General features: G+C 71.6%; 18 protein-coding genes. 10 read left to right on the top strand and 8 right to left on the bottom strand.

What is annotated here, in order from left to right; genetic code table 11:
- Positions 1 to 6 precede the first annotated feature (6 nt).
- The 3 genes from JKJ07_RS29130 to JKJ07_RS29120 all read left to right on the top strand — a co-directional run bounded on the left by JKJ07_RS29130 (position 7) and on the right by JKJ07_RS29120 (position 4,392).
- Positions 7 to 1,671, top strand: a complete 1,665-nt coding sequence (locus JKJ07_RS29130) for an HEXXH motif domain-containing protein (protein ID WP_202995001.1) — start codon at positions 7 to 9, stop codon at positions 1,669 to 1,671.
- The gene (locus JKJ07_RS29125; protein WP_202995000.1) at positions 1,656 to 3,257 is read left to right on the top strand and encodes an MFS transporter; all 1,602 of its coding nucleotides are present in this window, start codon (positions 1,656 to 1,658) and stop codon (positions 3,255 to 3,257) included. The genes JKJ07_RS29130 and JKJ07_RS29125 overlap by 16 nt, the downstream gene beginning before the upstream one ends.
- A gap of 106 nt (positions 3,258 to 3,363) precedes the next feature.
- Positions 3,364 to 4,392 carry a tetratricopeptide repeat protein gene (locus tag JKJ07_RS29120; RefSeq protein ID WP_202994999.1) on the top strand — a complete coding sequence of 343 codons (1,029 nt, stop codon included), beginning with the start codon at positions 3,364 to 3,366 and terminating at the stop codon, positions 4,390 to 4,392.
- A gap of 283 nt (positions 4,393 to 4,675) precedes the next feature.
- Here the strand turns inward: JKJ07_RS29120 and JKJ07_RS29115 are convergent, their stop codons facing one another.
- The gene (locus JKJ07_RS29115) at positions 4,676 to 6,100 is read right to left on the bottom strand and encodes a hypothetical protein (RefSeq protein WP_202994998.1); all 1,425 of its coding nucleotides are present in this window, start codon (positions 6,098 to 6,100) and stop codon (positions 4,676 to 4,678) included.
- Positions 6,101 to 6,135: 35 nt separating this feature from the next.
- Here JKJ07_RS29115 and JKJ07_RS29110 point away from each other — a divergent pair, with 35 nt between their 5' ends.
- The 3 genes from JKJ07_RS29110 (at position 6,136) to JKJ07_RS29100 (ending at position 8,399) form a co-directional block, all read left to right on the top strand.
- On the top strand, positions 6,136 to 6,873 hold the full coding sequence (locus JKJ07_RS29110) for an aldo/keto reductase (protein ID WP_236030053.1): 738 nt from the start codon (positions 6,136 to 6,138) through the stop codon (positions 6,871 to 6,873).
- A gap of 70 nt (positions 6,874 to 6,943) precedes the next feature.
- Entirely contained in the window at positions 6,944 to 7,453 is a 510-nt protein-coding gene (locus JKJ07_RS29105; RefSeq protein WP_202994996.1) for a SigE family RNA polymerase sigma factor, read from the top strand.
- On the top strand, positions 7,446 to 8,399 hold the full coding sequence (locus JKJ07_RS29100) for a hypothetical protein (protein WP_202994995.1): 954 nt from the start codon (positions 7,446 to 7,448) through the stop codon (positions 8,397 to 8,399). Before JKJ07_RS29105 ends, JKJ07_RS29100 begins: the two co-directional genes overlap by 8 nt.
- 37 nt (positions 8,400 to 8,436) lie before the next feature.
- Here the strand turns inward: JKJ07_RS29100 and JKJ07_RS29095 are convergent, their stop codons facing one another.
- A complete protein-coding gene (locus JKJ07_RS29095) occupies positions 8,437 to 8,949 on the bottom strand; it encodes a nitroreductase family deazaflavin-dependent oxidoreductase (protein ID WP_202994994.1) in 513 nt (170 codons plus the stop codon).
- A 63-nt stretch (positions 8,950 to 9,012) separates the two neighbouring features.
- Between JKJ07_RS29095 and JKJ07_RS29090 the strand changes: the two genes are divergently transcribed.
- Both JKJ07_RS29090 and JKJ07_RS29085 read left to right on the top strand, forming a co-directional pair.
- Entirely contained in the window at positions 9,013 to 9,537 is a 525-nt protein-coding gene (locus tag JKJ07_RS29090) for a GNAT family N-acetyltransferase (RefSeq protein WP_202994993.1), read from the top strand.
- Positions 9,538 to 9,547: 10 nt separating this feature from the next.
- Positions 9,548 to 10,045, top strand: a complete 498-nt coding sequence (locus JKJ07_RS29085) for an FBP domain-containing protein (protein ID WP_202994992.1) — start codon at positions 9,548 to 9,550, stop codon at positions 10,043 to 10,045.
- A gap of 85 nt (positions 10,046 to 10,130) precedes the next feature.
- Here the strand turns inward: JKJ07_RS29085 and JKJ07_RS29080 are convergent, their stop codons facing one another.
- From JKJ07_RS29080 to JKJ07_RS29070, 3 genes are read right to left on the bottom strand one after another with little or no spacing between them, the layout of a single operon-like run.
- Positions 10,131 to 10,514: a VOC family protein gene (locus JKJ07_RS29080; RefSeq protein ID WP_202994991.1), complete on the bottom strand. Its 384-nt coding sequence runs from the start codon at positions 10,512 to 10,514 to the stop codon at positions 10,131 to 10,133.
- 8 nt (positions 10,515 to 10,522) lie between these two features.
- Entirely contained in the window at positions 10,523 to 11,095 is a 573-nt protein-coding gene (locus JKJ07_RS29075; RefSeq protein WP_202994990.1) for a DUF4240 domain-containing protein, read from the bottom strand.
- Between the two features lie 34 nt (positions 11,096 to 11,129).
- Positions 11,130 to 11,666 carry a GNAT family N-acetyltransferase gene (locus JKJ07_RS29070; protein ID WP_202994989.1) on the bottom strand — a complete coding sequence of 179 codons (537 nt, stop codon included), beginning with the start codon at positions 11,664 to 11,666 and terminating at the stop codon, positions 11,130 to 11,132.
- 117 nt (positions 11,667 to 11,783) lie between these two features.
- On the opposite strand from JKJ07_RS29070, the gene JKJ07_RS29065 reads away from it, so the two are divergent.
- Positions 11,784 to 13,496 (top strand): serine/threonine-protein kinase, encoded by a 1,713-nt coding sequence (locus JKJ07_RS29065; RefSeq protein ID WP_202994988.1) that lies wholly within the window; start codon positions 11,784 to 11,786, stop codon positions 13,494 to 13,496.
- Positions 13,497 to 13,511: 15 nt separating this feature from the next.
- Here JKJ07_RS29065 and JKJ07_RS29060 read toward each other — a convergent pair whose 3' ends face one another.
- Positions 13,512 to 15,869, bottom strand: a complete 2,358-nt coding sequence (locus JKJ07_RS29060; RefSeq protein ID WP_307834461.1) for a Tex family protein — start codon at positions 15,867 to 15,869, stop codon at positions 13,512 to 13,514.
- A 186-nt stretch (positions 15,870 to 16,055) separates the two neighbouring features.
- On the opposite strand from JKJ07_RS29060, the gene JKJ07_RS29055 reads away from it, so the two are divergent.
- On the top strand, positions 16,056 to 16,772 hold the full coding sequence (locus JKJ07_RS29055) for a PP2C family protein-serine/threonine phosphatase (protein WP_202994986.1): 717 nt from the start codon (positions 16,056 to 16,058) through the stop codon (positions 16,770 to 16,772).
- A 187-nt stretch (positions 16,773 to 16,959) separates the two neighbouring features.
- Here JKJ07_RS29055 and JKJ07_RS29050 read toward each other — a convergent pair whose 3' ends face one another.
- Together JKJ07_RS29050 and JKJ07_RS29045 are read right to left on the bottom strand one after the other, a co-directional pair.
- Positions 16,960 to 18,612: a DNA polymerase IV gene (locus JKJ07_RS29050; protein ID WP_202994985.1), complete on the bottom strand. Its 1,653-nt coding sequence runs from the start codon at positions 18,610 to 18,612 to the stop codon at positions 16,960 to 16,962.
- Positions 18,613 to 18,961: 349 nt separating this feature from the next.
- Positions 18,962 to 19,702 carry an ABC transporter permease gene (locus tag JKJ07_RS29045; RefSeq protein ID WP_202994984.1) on the bottom strand — a complete coding sequence of 247 codons (741 nt, stop codon included), beginning with the start codon at positions 19,700 to 19,702 and terminating at the stop codon, positions 18,962 to 18,964.
- Between the last annotated feature and the right edge of the window lie 133 nt (positions 19,703 to 19,835).

Raw genomic sequence — 19,835 nt, 5'->3', positions numbered from 1 at the left:
CGACCGGTGGACATTGACCCCGAGACCCTGGCCCGCGACATCGGCACGGGCTTCGGCACGCCGGACAGCCTGGCCGCGCTGATCACCGGGCAGCGGCGCAAGCGGTCGGTGCTGCTGCGGATGCTGCGCAACGACGCCCCGTCCGCCGACATTCCGGACCTTCCGCACGAACTTCTCGACTATCCGAATGTCGGCGCCTGGCTGGTCCACTGCATCCGGCGGCTGGCCCATCCGGCCGACGACCCGGTGCCGATCTGGGCCGACCTCGGCTATCCGGGCTGGCTGGTGGCCGCGCACGCGATCACGTCGGGCCGGGCGGGCCGCCACGAGGTGGTCGTGCGCGACGGCGCGATCATGCTGCCGGGGCTCGGGCTGGCCCGGCTCGCGCCGCCCGGCACGCACGGGACGGCGGTCGTGACCGTCGCGCCCGGCCGCGTCGAGATCAGCCGCGAGGACACCCGGATCGAGCTGCTCGACCTGGGGAGCGAGGGCGACGAGCGGTGGCTGCCGCTGCGCAAGCTGGGCACGACGTATTCGACCCTGCGCGCGGTCTACCTCGACGACCTCGACCCGTTTCGCGACCTGTCCGACCCGTACACGAAGGCGCAACTGACGACCCCGCCCCCGCGACTGACGGCGACCCAGGCGGCGGCGTGGTCCCGGCACTTCCACGGCGCGCTCGAGATCCTGCGGCAGCGGTACGAGGAGTATTCGGCCGGGATCGACGAGGTGCTGCGGTCGGTCGTGCCACTGACCGCGGAGCCGATCGCCAACGGGGTCAGCAACACCTCACTGCACGCGTACGGGGGTGTGCACATGAGCGCCGCGGGCGGGCCGCACCAGTTCGCGCTCACCCTGATCCACGAATGCCAGCACGCCAAGCTGGCCGCGCTGACCGACCAGGTCGAGCTGCAGAAACCGTCGGTCGTCAAGGACCTGTACGCCCCGTGGCGCGACGACCCGCGGCCGTTGTCCGGATTGTTGCAGGGCATTTACGCGCACCTGGGTGTGACGGACTTCTGGCGCGTTTTCCGGACGTCGTCGTCGAAGGCAGAGGTCGAGTTCGCGAGGTGGCGCACCCAGGTGCGGCAGGCGCTGCTCGTGGCCGGGGCGTCGCCGCTGCTGACCGAGGCCGGCACGGCGTTCGTCGAGGAGATGAACGCTTCGGCCGCCCGCTGGTCGGGCGAGACCGTGCCCGCCCGGCTGGAATCGCTGGCCCGCGAGGCGTCAGCCGGTCACCTGGTGGCGTGGCGGGTGCGCAACATGACCGTCGACGTCACCGACCTGGTCTCGCGGTGGCAGGCCGGGGCGGCCCCGGGCGAGCTGCCCGTCTCGAGCGTTGTCGCGTCTCCGGTCCGGCCGGCGCGTTCCCGGCTGCCGGTCGGCCTGCTCAAGATGGGCATCTCCGCCGGTGACGCGCCCGCCTCCGACCTCGCCTACCTGGAGGGCGACTACGAGCGGGCCCTGGCCCTCTACACAGCCGAGGTCGGCCTTTATCCGGCGGAGCTCGACAGCCCCGAGTCGTGGGCCGGGCTCGCGCTCAGCCTGCGGCACCTGACCGAGGAGGCGTCGGTGTCGGCCCTGTTCCGCCGGCCCGAAGTAGTGGCGGCGGTTCACGCGGCTGCCCCTTCGTCCGACATCGTCCAGCTCACCGCGTGGCTGTCGTCGTGATCCTGCACAATCGGCGGTTCCTGGCGCTGTGGAGCGGCAACGCCCTGTCGCTGGTCGGCACGGCGGGCGTCCGCATCGCCTATCCGCTGCTCGCGCTGGCCCTCTTCGACTCGCCCGAACTGGCCGGCTGGATAGCGTTCGCGGCCACCATCCCCACGCTGATCCTGCAGGTGCCGGCCGGTCTGATCGCCGACACGGTCAACCGGCGGCTGCTGATGCTGGTGGCGCAGGCGGTCGGCCTGGTCGCCACACTCGCCGTGCTGCTGGCATCGGCCCTCGACCTGCGCGGCCTGGCAGTCATCCTGATCGCGGCGGCGGTCGTCGAGGGCTCCGCGTTCGTCGTCTTCGGCATCGCCGAGGTAGGCGCGGTCCGCGACGTGGTCGACGAGCGGGAACGTACGGTCGCCTTCTCGTTCCTCGAGGCCGAACAACCAATCGCCAACCTGGCGGGGCGCGCGGTCGGGGGTGCGCTCTTCGACCTGTCGCGCTGGGCGCCGTTCCTTTTCAACGCCTTCTCGTACGTCTTCTGCCTGTGGACGCTCGCCTTCATGCCCCGCAAACTCTTCGACCCGCGGCCGCCCACACCCGTCTCCCCCGCCGCAGACACTTCCTCCGCCGTTCCTGCCTCTGCGTCCTCCCCCACCGCCGCGCCCGCCTCCGTGTCCTCCACGAGTTCCCAGCCCGCCGCTTTCGCCCCCGCCGTCCCTGCGTCTCCCACCACTCCCGCACGCGCCGCTTCAGCCGCCGCATCCGCGCCCGCCGCCGTTCCCGCCTCCGCCGCTCCCCCGCCGGCCGCTCCCGCCTCCTCGTCCTTCGCCGCTCCCCCTCCCACCGCGCCCACCACCCCCTCCTTCGCCGCTCCTCCACCCACCGCGCCCACCTCCCCCTCCGTCGCCGCTCCTCCACCCACCGCGCCCACCACCCCCTCCGTCGACGGCGTGATGCCGGAAACCTCTCGTTTCTGGCGGCGGATGGGCGAGGGTCTCGTCTGGATGTGGCGCATCCCTTACCTGCGGCTGACCACGATCGTCACCGGCTTCACCAACATCCTGTTCCAGTGCGTAATCCTGATGATCCTGGTCGTCGGCACCCGGGAAGACCGTCCGGCCTGGACAGTGGGCGCGATCCTGGCCGCAGCCGGCGTAGGTGGCATCCTCGGCTCGTTCGCCGCTCCTCGCCTGGAACGCCGCTTCTCCCCCCGCGCGCTGTTCCTGGGTTGTGTGTGGGCGTGGACGGTGATGCTGGCGATGATCGCGGTCAGCACCCACCCGGTCGTCCTAGTGATCGCCTGGGCCGGCGTCGGCGCGGTCGGAACGGTAGTCGCCGTAACCCTGACCGTGACCCGCGCCCGAGCCGTCCCCGACTCGGCCCTGGGCCGCATAGTCAGCGCAGCCTCAGTCATCACCGACGGCGCAGTCCCGATCGGCGCCGTCCTCGGCGGCTACCTGCTGGCCTCAGCCGGCCCGCAAACCACCGCCTGGATCCTCTCGATCGCCATGCTGGCCGCAGCCGTCGTCTGCACCCGCCTGCTACGCCCGGCCCCGATCGACCAGGCGTCCCGCCTGTCCCCTGCGGTCCCCGAATGACACCCCCTGCTCCCTACCCGCCTCCCGCGCCCGCGCTCCTTCCTCCCGCGCCCGCGTTCCCACTCCCCACGTCCGCGTTCCCCCCGCCGCGGCGCTCGGTGCGGCGATGAGCCCGCGCACGGGCGAGATGCTCGCCGCCTACTTCGACCTGCGCAGCGATCGCGGACCGGTGCACGCGCGAATCGTCGGTCTGATGGGTCGCTGCCTCGCCCGGGGAGACCCGATCCCCGTCTGCCAGACCGTCACGCCGAGCGGCCTGCGCTACGCCATCTCATTGGACACACCCGACCGGCCGATGATCGACGACCCCCGGAGCCTGCCACCGGCCCAGCGGTCCCCCGAGTGGACCCGGCTGTGCGAGCTGATCGAAGACTGGGACTCGCTCGATCTGCCCGACCGCCTGCGAGTGACCCGGGTGCTCCACAAGCTCGGCCTCTGGGGCGTGATTCTCCGGCTCGCCCCACCCCGGCCCAGCTCGACGTCCGACGACGCCGCATGGCGAACGCTCACCCGGCTCCGGCACATGGCCGCCCTCAAGGCCCGCGGCGAGGACGACTTCCCGGTCCCGCTCGACATGTACGAGACGTACGCGCAGGTCGCTCGTGATCCCCACGCCCAGCTCGAGGAACGGATCAGCGCCGCGGTCAACCTGGCCGCCCATCACGGCCGCAACGACCGGACCCCGGACGACATCGCCCCCTGGGCCATCCTCGCGATGCGCCTGCTCGACGACGGTTCCCCGAGCCCGCTGCTGGCCAGCGCAGCGTGGCGGGCGATCTGCTTCCTGCCGTACTACCGCAACGACCACCTGGCCGTGGCCACCATGCTGGACGAGGCCGAACGCCTGGCCCTGATCGCCCTCCGGACCGCCGACCGCCTGATCGCCGTAGAGAACCTCCGGGTGCTTCACCAAACCCGCGGCCGCGCGGCACGTGACCCCGCCACGGCCGAGGACCACTACCGCCGCGCGGTCGAACTCGACCCCGACGACCCACAGACCCACGTCACCCTCGCCGACCACCTGCTACGGCAGCGACGCCCCGACGAGGCCTACGAAGTCTTCGCCACCGCGGCCGACCTGGGCGCCCCCTACACGGGGTATTCACGCTCACGAATGGCCCAGTGCCGCCCCTGACCCCGGTGGTTATCCACAATCGAGTGTTGTCCACAGTTCGATCACCGGCCGCACATGAAGATCAGCGATTTCTGGGACACTTCTCCCGGGATGGAGGCCCCCGGGAGGGTGGGCTATACGGCGACCAAGATCGAGTCCGGGGTGGTGGTGGGGGCCACGGCCGACGACTGGCTGGACGACGCCGAAATCCTGGTGCTGCAGCCGCTCGAGGATTCGCCGCTGCCGCTGTGGGACCTGCGCCGGCATGAGAAAACGACACTGCGGGCCCGGCGCGCGTCATCTGTCAGAAGTTGCGCCAGGCGTCGAACCACGTGTCGGCCGTGGCTGGGGGGATGCCGGCGCGGGCGGCCAAAGCCACAAAAGCGTCGCCCGCCTCCTCGCGCTGGATCGTGTCGAGGTCGAGGCGGTTGAGCTGGTCGATCAGGGTCCGCAGGGCGAGTGAGGCGTCGTCGTGGCGGTCGATTGCTCGTACGGCGGACGCGTAGGCCTTGCAAGCGGCCTTTCCCTCGCGTACGTCGACGTCGAGCCAGTCGCGGAACGGGTTGGTCAGGTTGGCGGCCAGCCACGTGTCGTTCTTGGCGCCGCCGATCAAGACCCGTACGGCCGTACGCCGGTAGCGGGCCCTGAGGGCGGCCGCCGTCGTGCGGCGCAGGCCGTGGATCGTCAGCCAGGCCAGCGCGGGCAGCTCGGGCAGCGTGTCCGCGTCGAGGCCGTACGCGTCGGTGAGCATGAGCCGGGACAAGCGGGGCAGGTGACCGAGCGCGCCGGCGTCGTCGAGGCGACCGGGTGGGCCGTTGAAGTCGAGCCACAAGGATTCCACGTCGGGCAGGGCGGCCGCGCTGATGGTGCCGCCACCGCTGAGTCGCAGTTCGTCGACCTGGTCGAGTCCGGCCGGCAGGGGTGCGGCGTCGCTGACGGTGACGGTCAGGCGGCCGCGGTGGTCGACCGTCTCGATGCGGGCGCCGGCCATCAGGTGCAGATCCGTTAGACCGCGGGGCAGGCGGAGCAGCTCGACGTGGCCGTTGATGGCCAGGCTGGTCAGCCCGCTGCCGCTCAGGTCGGCTTCGCCGGTGGCGTCGGTCCAGGTCAGGTCGTCGACGATGGGGTGAGCGGCCAGCGCGGCGCCCAGCCCGCGATCGGGGCCGTCCCAGACGAGCGACGTGCAGCGCGGCAGGTCGTCGAGGCCGGCCCAGCGCACCGGGCCGTCGGCGGGCGCGTCGATCTCGCCGGAGCCGGTCAGGTCGAGCCGGGTGCGGCCGGCGAGCAGGTGCTGCGGCCGGTCGCCGAAGTCGACCTCGACCCGGCCGCGGGTGGCCGCCCGCGCGTACGCCTGTTTGGCCTCGGCCGGAAGCTCGTGATCCCAGCGCCGCTGGGCCGCGACCTCGTGCGCCAGATACCACCAGCCCGAGTTCCGGTCCGTGCTCTCGGGGACGCCGCCGGGCACCGGCAACCGCCCGATCCACTGCCAGCCGGGTGGTGGCGGTTCTGTCGCGACGACCGAGATCAGCGCGAGCTCGCCCGGGTTGGCGTGGTGATCCAGCCGCAGCGGCCCGGCCGTCGCCAGTTGCTCCAGTGTGGGCGGTTCGGGCGAGTGCCAAGCCAGGGCGCAGAGGATCGGACCGGCCGCGGCGACTTGGCACGCGCCGTATCCTCCGCCGGGGAGTCGCATCACCGCGACATCGCCGATCGCGGGCACCTTCAAGGTCACGGGGGCAGGGTATGGGACGGATCGGGTTCGGGGCGATGCAGCTGCCGACAGGGGCGGAGCAGCGGGAATCGTCGGCGGCCGTGCTGCGGCGGGCCGTCGAGCTGGGCGTGCCGTTGATCGACACGGCTTACCTGTACGGCGGGGGCGCCAACGAGGAGCTTGTGGCCGCGGCCCTCCACCCGTACGGGGAAACGCTTGTCACGACGAAGGTGGGCGTGAGCGGGTCGGGGCAGCTGAGCGACTGGCGGCTCGACGGCCGGCCGGAGTCGTTGCGGCGGCAGGTGGACGGCTGCCTGCGACGGCTGCGGGTCGAGCGGATCGCGCTGCTGCAGCTGCACCGGATCGACCCCGAGGTGCCCCTGGCCGATCAGGTCGGCACCCTGGCCGAGCTGGTCACCGAGGGCAAGGCCGAGCGGCTGGGGCTCTCCGAGGTCTCGGTCGACGAGCTGGCGGCCGCGCGTTCGATCACCGGCATTGCGAGCGTGCAAAACCGCTACAACCTTATTGACCGTACGCATGAGCCAGTGCTCCGGGCCTGCGAGGAGGCGGGGATCCTGTTCATGCCGTGGCGGCCGCTCGCCCACGACGGCGGCGCGGTGGCCGAGGTCGCCGCGGAGGTCGGTGCGACCCCGGCCCAGGTAGCGCTCGCGTGGCTGCTGGCCCGGTCGCCGGTCGTGCTGCCGATCCCGGGCACCGCCTCGCTCGCCCACCTGGCCGAGAACGTGGCCGCCGAGTCGGTGCGGCTGTCCCCGGAGCAGGTGGCGCGACTTTAGAAATCCGGGCGGCGGCCGCAACAAATCCGGGGTGAGGGGGCGTCACAAGGGGCGGAAAGGGGGTCGGCTCGTGACGTTCGAGGAGTTTCTCTCCGCCCGGCTGGCGGCGCTGCTGCGCTACGCGACCGTTCTCGCCTGCGATCCACACCTGGGCGAGGACATCGTGCAGGAGGTGCTGGCCCGCGCGCAGCCGCGGTGGGACCGTATCGCCCGCGCCGACGTGCCCGAGGCCTATCTGAAACGGATGATCATCAACGAGCTGGCCTCGTGGCGGCGGCGCCGGGCGGCCCGGGTCGTGCCGATGTCGCTGGCCGCGCTCGAGGCGGCCGGCCCGGCCGCCGACGACCCGGTGGCCCGGCTCGACGAGCGCGACGCGATGATCCGCCGGATCGCCGGGCTGCCGCTGAAACAGCGCATCGTCGTGGCCCTCCGGTTCTACGAAGGGCTGTCCGACGACGAGATCGCCGACCAGATGGGCTGCCGCCCGGTCACCGTGCGCAGTCACGCCTCGCGGGCGCTGGCCACTCTCCGCAAACAATTTCCCGCGCCCATCGTCCCGCTGGGAGGACTCCATGACTGACGAGTTGATTCAGGCCGCGTACGAGAAGATCGCCTCCGCGGCGCCACCACCCGAGCGCATCCGGGCCCGGCTGCAAGCCCGTTCCCGGTCGCATCGGCAGCGCCGCGCCGTGCTGGCCGGGGCCGGGGCGCTGGGGGCGACCGCCCTGACCGTGCCGTTCGTCCACTTCCTGCGTGGCGGCTCCCCGCCGGAGACCGCGCCGATCGACGCCGTGACGGCGAGTGCCCCGCCGCCCAAGCCCGCGGCCACCGCTCCCCTGCGCTACGCCCTCGGCTGGTTGCCCGCCGGCGTGGGCGAGCAGTATCGGGAGGCCACCACGGACGGCGGCACCCGCACGTGGCTGCTGGACGGCCTGACCTACCCCACGGACTACACCGTCGCCAAGGGCGTGACCCTGGCCGTCGGCGAGCGCAGCGAGGACAACGCGGGCACTCCCGTCACGATCGGTGACGTCACCGGCCGGCTCGTGGTGACCGACTCGTCGTTCGTCGAGTGGACCCCGAAGGGCGGCCCGACCATGATCGTGACCGTGTACGGCCTGCCCGGCAGCACCGAGGTCGCCCTGCGGATGGCCCGCTCGGTCCGCCCGACCAGGGCGACGATTCCGGTGTGGATCCGCTCCCCGTGGATCCCCGACCGCTTCCGCGGCTCGACGTCGGCGCGGCTGATCCCCCTGGCCGGCGGCGGCTGGCGCCAGGAGCTCACGTACGCGGCCCCCCGGTTCACCCAGGTCCTGCGCATCGTGGCCGGCACCGCGAAACCGTCGGACCCCACGCAGCTGCAGAGACAACGCCCGGACGGCACCTGGCTGTGGATCCCCGAGCACCCCGCGGACATGGTCGGCCTCGAGCCGTTCGAGCCGCCGACGACGGCCGAGGCCACCCGCCTGCTCGACGAGCTCGTCTGCGTCACCCCCGACCTCGAATGGGTGGGCGGACGACTCTGAAGATCAGGCGCACGTCAGGCGGGCGTCCCGATGGGCGTCAGGCGGGTGTCAGGCGCAGGACGGGGATCTGGCGGGCGCCGGCCCGGGAGCGGAAGCGCAGCCAGCCCGGGTTCATCCGGACGGCCGCGGCGAAACGGCGGTCACGGTCCTCGCCCTCCAGCTCCACGGCGGTGAAGTCGCGCCTGGTCGCACCGTGGGTGACCGTGGCCTGCGGGTGGGCGCGCAGATTGTGATACCAGGCCGGGTGGCGGGTCTCGCCGAAGTTGGCCGCGATCACGACCAGGCCGTCGCCGTCGGGGACGCCCAGCACCGGGGTGGTGCGGCGTTGACCGGTGCGGGCTCCGGTGGTGGTCAGCTGCACCACCGGCAGGCCCGAGACCCAGCCCGAGAATGTGCCGCGGCCGCCCGTGGCCCGCAGCGCCAGCCGGTCGATCGGCGCCAGGTAGCGCACCGACAGCCAGGCCAGCGGGCGGCTGGTCACGGCCAGGCGCACGAGCCGCCGCAGCGGACCGGCCTCGGTGAACGCGTAGCCGCTCATGCGGGCGGGCACGACCCGGGTCGTGGCGACGAAACCAGCACGACAGTCACGCTACCCGCGCGGGAGCATGAGGGCATGAGAGACGTCACGCTCGTGCCGTTCACGGAGGATCTGCTGCCGGCCGTGCAGGTGTGGTTCACCGACGCCGACGTGCAGCGGTGGCTGGGCGGGCCCGACTGGCCGGCCCGCGAGTTCCGCATCGCCGGGCACGGGATCGGCGAGGAGTTCCGCGGCCGGATCGTGCTCCGCGTGCACTCGTGGGTCGTGCTCGACGAGGACGGCGTGCCCGTCGCGCACATCGGCGGCGACGTCTACGACCGGTGGTATCGGGAGCCGGGGCGCTCGATGGGGCTCGCCTACGTCGTCGACCCGGGCCGGCAGCGGCAGGGTTACGGCCGGTCGGCGCTGCTGGCCGTCGTCACCGCGCCCGAGACGGCCGACGTCGCGATCTTCGCGGTCGGCATCGAGCCGGAGAACGTCGCGAGCGTGCGGTGCGCGACCGCAGCCGGGTTCACGCCCGATGATCCCGAGCCCGACTTCGAGGGCATCGTCTATCACCTGCGGCGAAAAGCGGATGACCATGGCCGCGGGGTCGGTTAGCTTCGCGACCATGGAACCACTCGATGAGAAGGAGATCCGGGGCTCCTTCGTCAACTGCAGCAAGGGCGAGGCCGGGCGGATCAAGCTGCCGACCGGGCCCGTGCCCTGGCCCGACCTCGACTTTCTGGGCTGGACCGACCCGGCCGCGCCGTTGCGGGCGCTGCTGGTCGTGCCGGGCCCGGACGGTCCGACCGGCATCGTGCTGCGCCGCCCCGAGCCGGGCAAGGCGAGCGCGCTCCGGTCGAGCATGTGCCAGGTCTGCCTGACCGAGCACTCGTCGTCGGGGGTGGCGCTCTTCGTGGCGCCGCTGGCCGGCGCGGCGGGCCGCAACGGCAACACGGTCGGGCAGTACATCTGCTCGGACCTGGCGTGCTCGCTCTATCTGCGTGGCAAGCGCAAGCCGAAGGCACGCCTGGTCAGCCGCGAGGAGACGCTCACCCTGGACGAGCGGGTCGACCGCGCGCTGACCAACCTGGGCGCCTTCACCGACCGGGTCAAGGCGGGCTGATGATGCCGCCGCCCGACCCCGAGACGCCCCGTACAAGATCGAGGCCCCGCCGATCGGCGGGGCCTTTTCCGTGTGCCAAAAAACGTCACTGCCAGAGGGTCGACAGGCGGGCGAACGTCTCGTCGTCGCTGTGCCGCGGGATGACGCAGGCCAGCTGCCCGCCGGGGATGCGCAAGATGCGGCACTCGAGCCACTGGTCGATCTGCTCGGCCCCCAGCGCGACCAGCCGGGCGGTCTCGGCCTCGACGTCGTCGGTCTCGAAGTCGACGTGGTAGCGCGCGTCGCCGTCGATCGACTGGATCGCCAGCGTCAGCCCCGGCAGCGCCCCGATCAGCCCGGTGAACTGGGGCTCGCCCGGGGGCTGACGGGTGTCGACGCCGAGGGCCTGCGACCAGAACGAGACGGCGGAGGCGGTCTGCTCGGCGGGCACGTCGATCAGGATGGTGGACAGCCGGCTGCGATGCGACATGAGAATCCTCAGAGAGACGGGACGGGGTCGAAGAGCGCGCTCAACCGCGGATAGCGCCGGTGGCGCTCGGCCGGATCGTCGAGCTCGAACCGGGGGTCGGACGGCTCGGGCGAGGCCCGGAAGATCAGGCCGCGGGCCTCCAGCGCGTCGTCGAGGTCGTCGCCGTCGGTCACTTCCTCGTACGCCTCGGAGGCGACGTAATCCAGCAGCTCCCAGTCGGGCCACTCGTCCTCGGACCAGTCGTCGCTGTCGCGCCCGGCCAGCGCGCGGACGGCCGGCGCATCGGCCAGCGAGTCGGGATCGGCCGCGGCTGCCTCGAAGACCTCGCGGCCCTGCCCGATCAGCCACGCCTGGAAATACCAGAAGCCGTCGTCGGACGCGCCGTCGCAGACCAGCGCCGCGGCGCCCCACATGTGCCACGTGTCGACGCGGTCACGCAGGCCGCAATAGAGGATCTCGAACGACTCGATCTCGGCCGGTGGCAGCTTGGCCAGCTCGCCGGTCAGCCAGTCGGCCCGCTCGTCCTGATTTTTCTTGCGCCCGCTGCGCTCGATCAGCGCCCAGAATCCATCGAGATCCACGCCCGGAACCTAACCACACGGGTGCGACAAGTTTTCAGGGGCTCAGCCACTCGGTCGCGAGCAGCCCGTAGAGCAGGTCGTCGGTCCACTCGCCCTTGATGTAGGTCTGCTGCCGCAGCCGCCCCTCGCGGGTGAACCCGAGCCGCTCCATCAGCGACGCCGAGGCGACATTGCGCGCGTCGCACTCCCCCGCCACTTTGTGCAGCCCCTGCACCTTGAACAGCCGGTCGAGCACGGCGGTCACGGCCTCCCGGGCGTACCCGTGCCGTTGTTGTTCCTTGGCCACCGTGAAGCCGATCTCGGCCTGCTTGAGGTTGTCGTGCAGGTGCACCGCCACGTCGCCGACGAGCCGGCGGTCGGCGGTGCGCTCCACCGCGTACTGGAACCAGCCGGGTTTGTCGGGATCGGAGGCGATGAAGTTGGCCACGGCGGTCTCAGCCCGCAGCAACGAGAACGGCGCGTCCCACGACTGGTAGCGCGCGACGTCCGGATCCGACCGGTATGCGGCGAGCACCGGCGCGTCCGCACTCCGGAAACGCCGCAGCACGAGCCGTTCGGTGGCGATCAGCATTTGCCGAGGATAGAGCTTTGCTCCCGGGTCCGTGCCGTGCCGCGCGGCCGACAGCAGGAGGCGGACGTCACCCGTTACAGTGACACCTTCTGATTTTCTCCGGGACTGGGGGCGGTCATGCGTCCGGAGCCGTTGCGTCCGACCGATCCGGTGCGGCTGGGCTCGTACGAGCTGGTCGGCCGGCTCGGCGAGGGCGGCATGGGCACCGTTTACTTGGCGAGGACACCGGCGGGCACGCAGGTGGCGGTCAAGGTGGTGCGAGCCGACCTGGCCCCCGACGACGAGTTCCGCCGCCGGTTCCGCAGCGAGGTGGCCCGCGCCCGGCAGGTGCCGCCGTTCTGCACGGCCGAGGTCATCGACGCCGACCCCGACGCCGAGCACCCCTACCTCGTGGTCGAATACGTCGAGGGCCCCACCCTGCAGCAGGTCGTCGACCAGAAGGGCCCGCTGACCGCGGCGAATCTCCACAGTGTCGCGATCGGCGTGGCCACGGCGCTGACGGCCATCCACGGCGCCGGCATCATCCACCGCGATCTCAAGCCGCGCAACGTGCTGCTCGCCCCGGGCACGCCCAAGGTGATCGATTTCGGGATCGCGCGTGACATCGACGGCGCCCACACCGCGAACACGTCGCCCGAGTTCATGATGGGCACGGTGGCGTACATGGCGCCCGAGCGGTTCGGCGACGACGACGTGCCGATCACCGCCGCGGCCGACGTCTTCGCGTGGGGCGGCGTGGTGACGTACGCGGGCACCGGCCGCACCCCCTTCGGCGGCGAGTCCCCGCCGGCCACCGCCGGCCGCATCCTCACCCGCGAGCCCGACCTGTCCGGGCTCGGCGGCCCGCTGCGTGACCTGGTCGCGCGGGCCCTGGCCAAGGATCCGGCCGACCGGCCCTCGGCCCGCGAGCTGCTCGACCTGCTCGTCTCCACCCCGTCGCGAGCAGGCGTCTCGGCCCTCGAGGGGCAGCCCGACCTGCGCGCCGCGGCCAACCAGGCGCAGTCGGTGACCGGGCTGATGCCCAGCCCGCCGCAGGCCGAGCCGACCGTCGCGGTGTCCGCCGTGCCCGGCATGTCCGAGCCGCCCGCCGGCGACCCACCCCGGCCGCGGCGCTGGTTCCTGCCGGTGGCGATCGCGATGCTGGTGCTGGCTGTGATCGCGGGCGCGATGCTGGTGGTGTTCAGCTCGCGGGCCGACCCGGTGGCCGGTTCGGGCGATCCCGATCCCGTGGTCGTCTCGTCGTCACCGACGCCGCCGCCCGGGCCGGTGCTGATCACCGACGAGCTCGACGAGCAGCGGTTGTGGCTGGCCAAGACCGAGCCCGGCGGCAAGTCGTCCTGCGCCTTCAGCGAGGGCGAGCTGCGGGTGCGCATCGACGACACGTCGCTCTACAAGTGCCGCGGCCCGCAGGACACGCTGCCCGACGATATGACCATCGACGTCGGCGTGCGGCTGCTGACCCCCAACGCGTGCGCGGCGGTGTGGTTCCACTTCAAAGTGCCGAGCGGTGGCCACCTCGTACGGGTCTGTCAGAACAACATCTATGTCGGGGCGCATCAGAGCACCGCCGTCACCGTCTCGCGTACGCTGCCGCTCGATCAGCCGGTCGCGGTGGGCGGCCCGGCCACGCGGATCGGCCTGCGGGTCGACGGCGACACCGTGACCGTGTCGCGCGACGGGGTGACGCTCGGGGACGCCCCGCTGAGCGCGGCCGACATCAAGGGGAACCGGGTGCTGCTGGGCATCATCCTCGACCGCGACGTGCCCGAGGCGGGGGCGGCCGAGGTGGCGTTCGACCAGATCGAGGTGCGGGGGCCGAGCGCCCGATAGCGCCCGGCCCACCGGTCACTTGTCCTTCGTCAGCCCGGCCCGGCGGAGCGCGTCGGCCATCGCGCCACCGTTGAAGCTGGTCTGCGGCTGCTGCTGTTGCCGCTGGCCACCCTGCCGCTGGCCACCCTGCCGCTGGCCACCCTGCCGCTGGCCACCCTGACGCGGCTGCCCGCCCTGCCGCGGCTTGTCCTCCCGGGGCTCGCGCGGCTTGCGTACGGGCTCGTCCTGCAGCCGCATCGTCAGCGAGATCCGCTTGCGCTGCTCGTCCACCTCGACGACCCGCACCTTCACGACGTCGCCCGACTTCACGACCTCGCGCGGGTCCTTGACGAACGTGTTGGACAGCGCCGACACGTGCACGAGCCCGTCCTGGTGCACGCCGATGTCGACGAACGCCCCGAACGCGGCCACGTTGGTCACGACGCCCTCGAGCACCATGCCCGGCTGCAGGTCGGCGATCTTTTCGACGCCCTCGGCGAACGTGGCCGTCGTGAACCCGGGCCGCGGGTCCCGGCCCGGCTTGTCGAGCTCGCGCAGGATGTCGGTCACGGTCAGCACGCCGACGGTGTCGGTGATGAACTGCTCGGGCTTGAGCGCGCGCAGCAGCGGGCTGTTGCCGATCAGCGACTTGATGTCGGTGTTGGCCGAGGCCAGGATCGTGCGGACCACCGGATAGGACTCGGGGTGCACGGCCGAGGAGTCGAGCGGGTCGTCGCCGTCCGGGATGCGCAGGAAGCCGGCGCACTGCTCGAACGCCTTCGGGCCGAGCCGGGCCACCTTCTTGATCTCGTTGCGGTTCTTGAACGGGCCGTTCGAGTCGCGGTGCAGCACGATGTTCTCGGCCAGCCCGGTCGTGATGCCCGAGACCCGCGAGAGCAGCGGCGCCGAGGCGGTGTTGATGTCGACCCCGACCGCGTTCACACAGTCCTCGACGACGGCGTCGAGCGACTTGGACAGCTTCGACTCGGACAGGTCGTGCTGATACTGCCCGACGCCGATCGAGCGCGGGTCGATCTTCACCAGCTCGGCCAGCGGGTCCTGCAGGCGGCGCGCGATCGAGACGGCCCCGCGCAGCGACACGTCCATGCCGGGGAGCTCCTGGGACGCGTACGCGGAAGCGGAGTAGACCGACGCCCCGGCCTCGCTCACCATGACCTTGGTCAGCTTGGCCTCGGGGTGCCGCTTGATCAGGTCACCGGCCAGCTTGTCGGTCTCGCGCGAGGCGGTGCCGTTGCCGATCGCGATCAGGTCCACGTTGTGCTTGCTGGCCAGCGCGGCGAGCCGGTGGATGGACTCGTCCCACTTGTTCTGCGGCACGTGCGGGTAGATCACGTCGGTGGCCACGACCTTGCCGGTGGCGTCGACCACGGCGACCTTCACCCCCGTACGGAATCCGGGGTCGAGCCCCATCGTGGCGCGCGTGCCCGCGGGCGCCGCCAGCAACAGGTCGCGCAGATTGGCCGCGAAGACCCGGACTGCCTCGTCCTCGGCGGCCTGCCACAGCCGGACGCGGGTGTCGGCGCCGAGGTGGATGAGGATGCGCGTGCGCCAGGCCCAGCGCACGGTGTCGCTCATCCACTTGTCGCCGGGGCGGCCCTGGTCGGTGAGGCCGAAGCGGGCGGCGATGCGCGGCTCGAACGTCGACTCGTCCTCGGGCTCGGGCTCCATGGTGAGGTCGAGGACCTCCTCCTTCTCGCCGCGGAACATCGCCAGGATGCGGTGCGAGGGAAGCTTCGCGTACGGCTCGGCGAAGTCGAAGTAGTCGGCGAACTTGGCGCCGTCGTTCTGCTTGCCGTCGCGCACCTTGGCCACCAGCCGGCCCCGCGTCCACATCCGCTCGCGCAGGTCACCGATGAGGTCGGCGTCCTCGGCGAAGCGCTCGATGAGGATGGCCCGCGCCCCGTCGAGGGCGGCCTGCTCGTCCTTGATCTCCTCGGTCACGAAGGCAGCGGCCTCCACGCGAGGATCGAGATTCGGGTCGGCCAGGAGCTTGTCGGCCAGCGGCTCGAGCCCCGCCTCGCGAGCGATCTGCGCACGCGTACGGCGCTTGGGCTTGTACGGCAGGTAGATGTCCTCGAGCCGGGCCTTCGAGTCGGCGGCCAGGATCGCCTGCTCCAGTGCGTCGTCGAGCTTGCCCTGGGAGCGGATCGACTCCAGCACCGCGGCGCGCCGGTCCTCCAGCTCCCGCAGGTAGCCCAGGCGCTCGTCGAGCGTGCGAAGCTGGGCGTCGTCGAGGGCGCCGGTCACCTCCTTGCGGTACCGGGCGATGAACGGGACCGTGGCCCCGCCGTCGAGCAGATCGACCGCCGCGGTGACCTGGCCCTCACGGACGCCGAGTTCGGTGGCAATGCGCTGATGGATGGCTGTCGTCACGACGACGATTGTCGTCCACGGCCGCACCCGTTGTCCCGTCGCCCCGCGCGAGGTAGTCCTCCGGTGTGGTTGACCTGCCGCGAAGACCCAGTTCATGGCCTTTGGTCCACCCTTAACACAAACTCGTCCTCGCACTACGTAGGAGGTACTAGAGACATCTGATCGGGGCTTTGGCAGTCTTGTCACATGACGCTTGTTGTCCGGGCGGTCGCCGCCACCGATCAGGGCCTGGTGCGGTCCAACAACGAGGACTCGGTCTTCGTCGGCAACCGGTTGCTCGTGGTGGCGGACGGCATGGGCGGCCTGCCCGCCGGCGAGCTGGCCAGCGACATCCTGGTGCAGGCGCTCAGCGTCGTCGACGCGAGCCCCGACACCGGCGAGCCGCTGCAAGATCTGATCGCCGCCCTCGAGCGCGCCAACGCGCAGATCGAGGCCGCGGTGGCCGACGACGACGCCCGCGACGGCATGGGCACCACGGTCACCGCGATCATGCTCTCGGGCGATCGCGTAGCGGCGCTCAACGTCGGCGACTCCCGCTGCTACCTGGTCCGCGACGGCGAGATGACCCAGCTGACCCGCGACGACACATACGTCCAGGCGCTCGTCGACCAGGGCGTGCTCACCCCCGCCGACGCCCGCCGCCACCCCCAGCGGGCCCTGGTCACCCAGGCCGTGCAGGGCGGGCCGTACCGCCCGGCGGGCCGCATGATCCCGATCCAGGAGGGCGACCGCTTCCTCCTGTGCAGCGACGGCCTGTCCGACTACGTGGAAGACAGCGTGATCGCCGAGACCCTGCTGACCAACACCGACCGCAAGACAGCCGCGGCCGAGCTGGTCCACCGCACCCTCGAGAACGGCGCCCCCGACAACGTCACGGTCATCGTGGCCGACATAACCCACTAACCCGTACGCCTCGTCGACTCCCCAACCGCAACGAGGGCCGAACCCCGCCTTCGGCGGCTGCCGCTGCGACCTGAGCGACCCCACCGGCCGTAGCGCACCTGCGGGATGGCCGGTGGCCGGCCTCCAAGCCCACGCGAGCATCACACGCTCACCCAACCCGGGCGCCCGGATCGGACGGCCGGGTTTGTCACGGGTCAAGCAGCCGCCAATCCGGCGGATCGCCCGGTCGCAGGGCCGGATCATCGACCGCAAAGGTGATCACCGGCCCCGGCGGCGTATTCGGCCCCTCGAAGCGCACGGTGACCCGCCCGCGCCCACTCCCCCACACCCACCCTGCCCCGTGCCGCTCATGACGCACGTCCTGCCCCGGCCGCCACTCCACCGACCCAAGCCCGCCGCCGCGTGACAAATCGGCGTCTCCCGCGTATTCGCCACCGCTGGCCTCATCGGAAACACCTACGGACGCCGATCCGATGCCACCAGTGGATTCGTCACCGACCCGGGCGCCGGGCAGATCGCCGGCTCCGCTCGCGAACGTCTCGTCCGACCTACTTCCGACCGCCGACTCGACGCCATCCTCAGCTCCGCTGCCCGCAACGGCCCCGACTCCCACGCCGGACGCGCTTCCCAGCGCCGGACCGATCTCAGCCACGGAGACACTCTCGCCCACCGCGATGAACAAATCGCCGGCCACCGCCCCCGACAGGTCGCCGAGACCAACGCCGGTCGGCGACCCGGACAAGGCGGCGGGCTCGGCTTCGGAGAGGGTGCCGAACAGGTCGTCCTGGACGAAGTCGGCCAGGGTGCTGGCGCCGACGCCCAGCAGGCGGATGCCGGCCGACGTGTCGACCTCGGCCAGCAGGCGACGGGCGAACTGGGCGACCAGCCGCGGATCGTCGGTGGGCTGGGCCCGGGTGGCGGAGCGGGTGATCGTGGTGAAGTCGTAGTGCCGGACCTTGATCGTGATCGTGCGGGCCGACAGCCCGCCGGTGCGCAGGCGGCCGCCGACCCGGGCCGCGAGCAGGTCGAGCTCGGCGTTGAGGCGCACCCGGTCGGTCAGGTCGACGTCGAACGTCTCCTCCGCCGAGACCGACTTCGCCTCGCGCTCGCCCATGATCGGGCGGTCGTCGTCGGCGCGGGCCAGCCGATAGAGCCCGGCCCCGTGGGCCTGCCCGAGCATCTCGATCAGATCGGGCAGGGCCACCCCGGCCAGGTCACCGACGGTGTGCACCCGGGCGCGGCGCAGCCGTTCCATGGTCGCCGGACCGACGCCGGGCAGCCGGCTCACCGGCAGCGCATGCAGGAACGCCTGCTCCTGCCCCGGCGCGACGACGGTCAACCCGTCGGGCTTGTGCAGGTCAGAGCCGATCTTGGCCACCAGCTTCGAGCTGCCGAGGCCGATCGAGGCCGTCACCCCGCCGGTCGCGTCGGCGATCGAGCGCCTGATCTGCTCGGCGAGCGCTGTGACCCCGGCCAGGGAGAGGTCGTGCCGTCCGGCGGCGGCCAGGTCGACATACGCCTCGTCGATCGAAACCTGCTCGACCAGCGGCGACACCTCGCCCAGCAGGGCCATGACGACCTCACTGGTCTTGCGATAGGCGGCGAACCGCGGCGCGAGGAACGCCGTGCCCGACGGGCAGCGCCGCCGGGCCTCCGCGGTCGGCATGGCGGACCGCGCCCCGTATCGGCGGGCCTCATAAGACGCGGTGGCGACGACTCCGCGGCCGGCCACCCCGCCCACGATGACCGGACGTCCGCGCAACGACACCTTGTCGCGCTGCTCGACCGCGGCGAACATGGCGTCGAGGTCGACGTGCGCGACGCTCGCTTCCCGCCTCACCGCAGCCTCCCCGGACGTCCGATCACGCCCACCAGTGTCGTCCAGGGGTACGACAAAAAACAGCGAACGGCCCACCAGCTGACGCCGGGGGCCGTTCTGGGAAGAGCTCGAGCGGGTCGGGAGCTGATCATGACCAGGGAGGTAGCGGGAGGAGAAGAGTTGATCAGGGCCAGCGGCGGAGGCAGTAGGGGTGGAAGCGATCGCAGCGGAAGCAGTAAGGACGCTAGCGGTAAGGGCAGAAGCGGTAGACGCAATCGGGGCGGTAGCGGCAAAGGCAGAAGGCCAGGCGCGGAAGCGATAGAGGCGGTCGGGGCGGTAGCGGTAGGGGCGGTAGCGGCGGGGGTGAAGGTCACGACCAGCGGAAATAACGGGCGGCGAGAGCGCCGGAGACAACGGTCCAGCCGGCCAGCACGGCCAGGTGCAGCAGCGAGGGCCAAGAACCGGCGGTGGCGTCCTGCAGGGCCTGCACCCCGGCGCCGAGCGGAGTCAGGTCGCTGATCGTCCGCAGGGTGTCGTTCATGTTCTCCCGCGGCAACCACAGCCCGGCGAAGAAGATCAGCGGGAAGAAGACCAGCGACCCGACGGCCGAGGCGCTCTTGGACGACGGGGCCAGGGCGGCCACCAGCAGGCCGATGGCGAACATGGCCAGCGCGACGAGCAGATAGGTGATCAGGTAGGCCGGGATCTGGCCGGGCAGGTCGACGTCGAAGGCCAGCTTGCCGATCGTCAGGATGACCAGCATCGTGATGACGCTCATGATCGTGGCCATCAGCAGCTGCGCGCCGATCATCACGGCCGGCTTGACCGGGGTCGTGCGCAGCCGCCGCAGGATGCCCTTCTCGCGATACGAGGCGAACAGCTGCGACAACCCGCTCAGCGCGAACAACGCGATCCCCATCGACACGACGATCGGGATGTAGACGTCGATCATCCGCAGGCCGCCGAGCTCGGGCACCGGCTCGCGCATGCTCGGGATCAGCCCGAGGATCACCAGCAGGATCGGAGCGAAGGCGACCGCGAAGAACACCACGATCGGCTCGCGCAGGAACAGCTTGGTCTCGGTCACGGTGAGCTTGGTCAGAGCAGACATGGCAGGAACCTTTTCCGTTAAGTCGGATAAATCGGGCGGGTGGGGTGTCAGGCAGGTGGGTACAGGGCCGCAGGGCGGGCGAGGTGGAGGGGCGCGGGGCGAGCGAGGTGGAGGGGCGTAGGGGCAGGCGAGG

Origin of the sequence: Paractinoplanes lichenicola (assembly GCF_016785085.1) — a bacterium.
Classification (GTDB): Bacteria; Actinomycetota; Actinomycetes; order Mycobacteriales; family Micromonosporaceae; genus Actinoplanes; species Actinoplanes lichenicola.
This window is presented reverse-complemented; position numbering and strand designations above follow the sequence as displayed.

Coding starts and splice junctions, on each gene's coding strand:
- JKJ07_RS29120 (WP_202994999.1), top strand. CDS start 3,364: ATGAGCCCGCGCACGGGCGAGATGCTCGCCGCCTACTTCGACCTGCGC.
- JKJ07_RS29110 (WP_236030053.1), top strand. CDS start 6,136: ATGCAGCTGCCGACAGGGGCGGAGCAGCGGGAATCGTCGGCGGCCGTG.
- JKJ07_RS29100 (WP_202994995.1), top strand. CDS start 7,446: ATGACTGACGAGTTGATTCAGGCCGCGTACGAGAAGATCGCCTCCGCG.
- JKJ07_RS29090 (WP_202994993.1), top strand. CDS start 9,013: ATGAGAGACGTCACGCTCGTGCCGTTCACGGAGGATCTGCTGCCGGCC.
- JKJ07_RS29085 (WP_202994992.1), top strand. CDS start 9,548: ATGGAACCACTCGATGAGAAGGAGATCCGGGGCTCCTTCGTCAACTGC.
- JKJ07_RS29080 (WP_202994991.1), bottom strand. CDS start 10,514: ATGTCGCATCGCAGCCGGCTGTCCACCATCCTGATCGACGTGCCCGCC.
- JKJ07_RS29070 (WP_202994989.1), bottom strand. CDS start 11,666: ATGCTGATCGCCACCGAACGGCTCGTGCTGCGGCGTTTCCGGAGTGCG.
- JKJ07_RS29065 (WP_202994988.1), top strand. CDS start 11,784: ATGCGTCCGGAGCCGTTGCGTCCGACCGATCCGGTGCGGCTGGGCTCG.
- JKJ07_RS29055 (WP_202994986.1), top strand. CDS start 16,056: ATGACGCTTGTTGTCCGGGCGGTCGCCGCCACCGATCAGGGCCTGGTG.
- JKJ07_RS29045 (WP_202994984.1), bottom strand. CDS start 19,702: ATGTCTGCTCTGACCAAGCTCACCGTGACCGAGACCAAGCTGTTCCTG.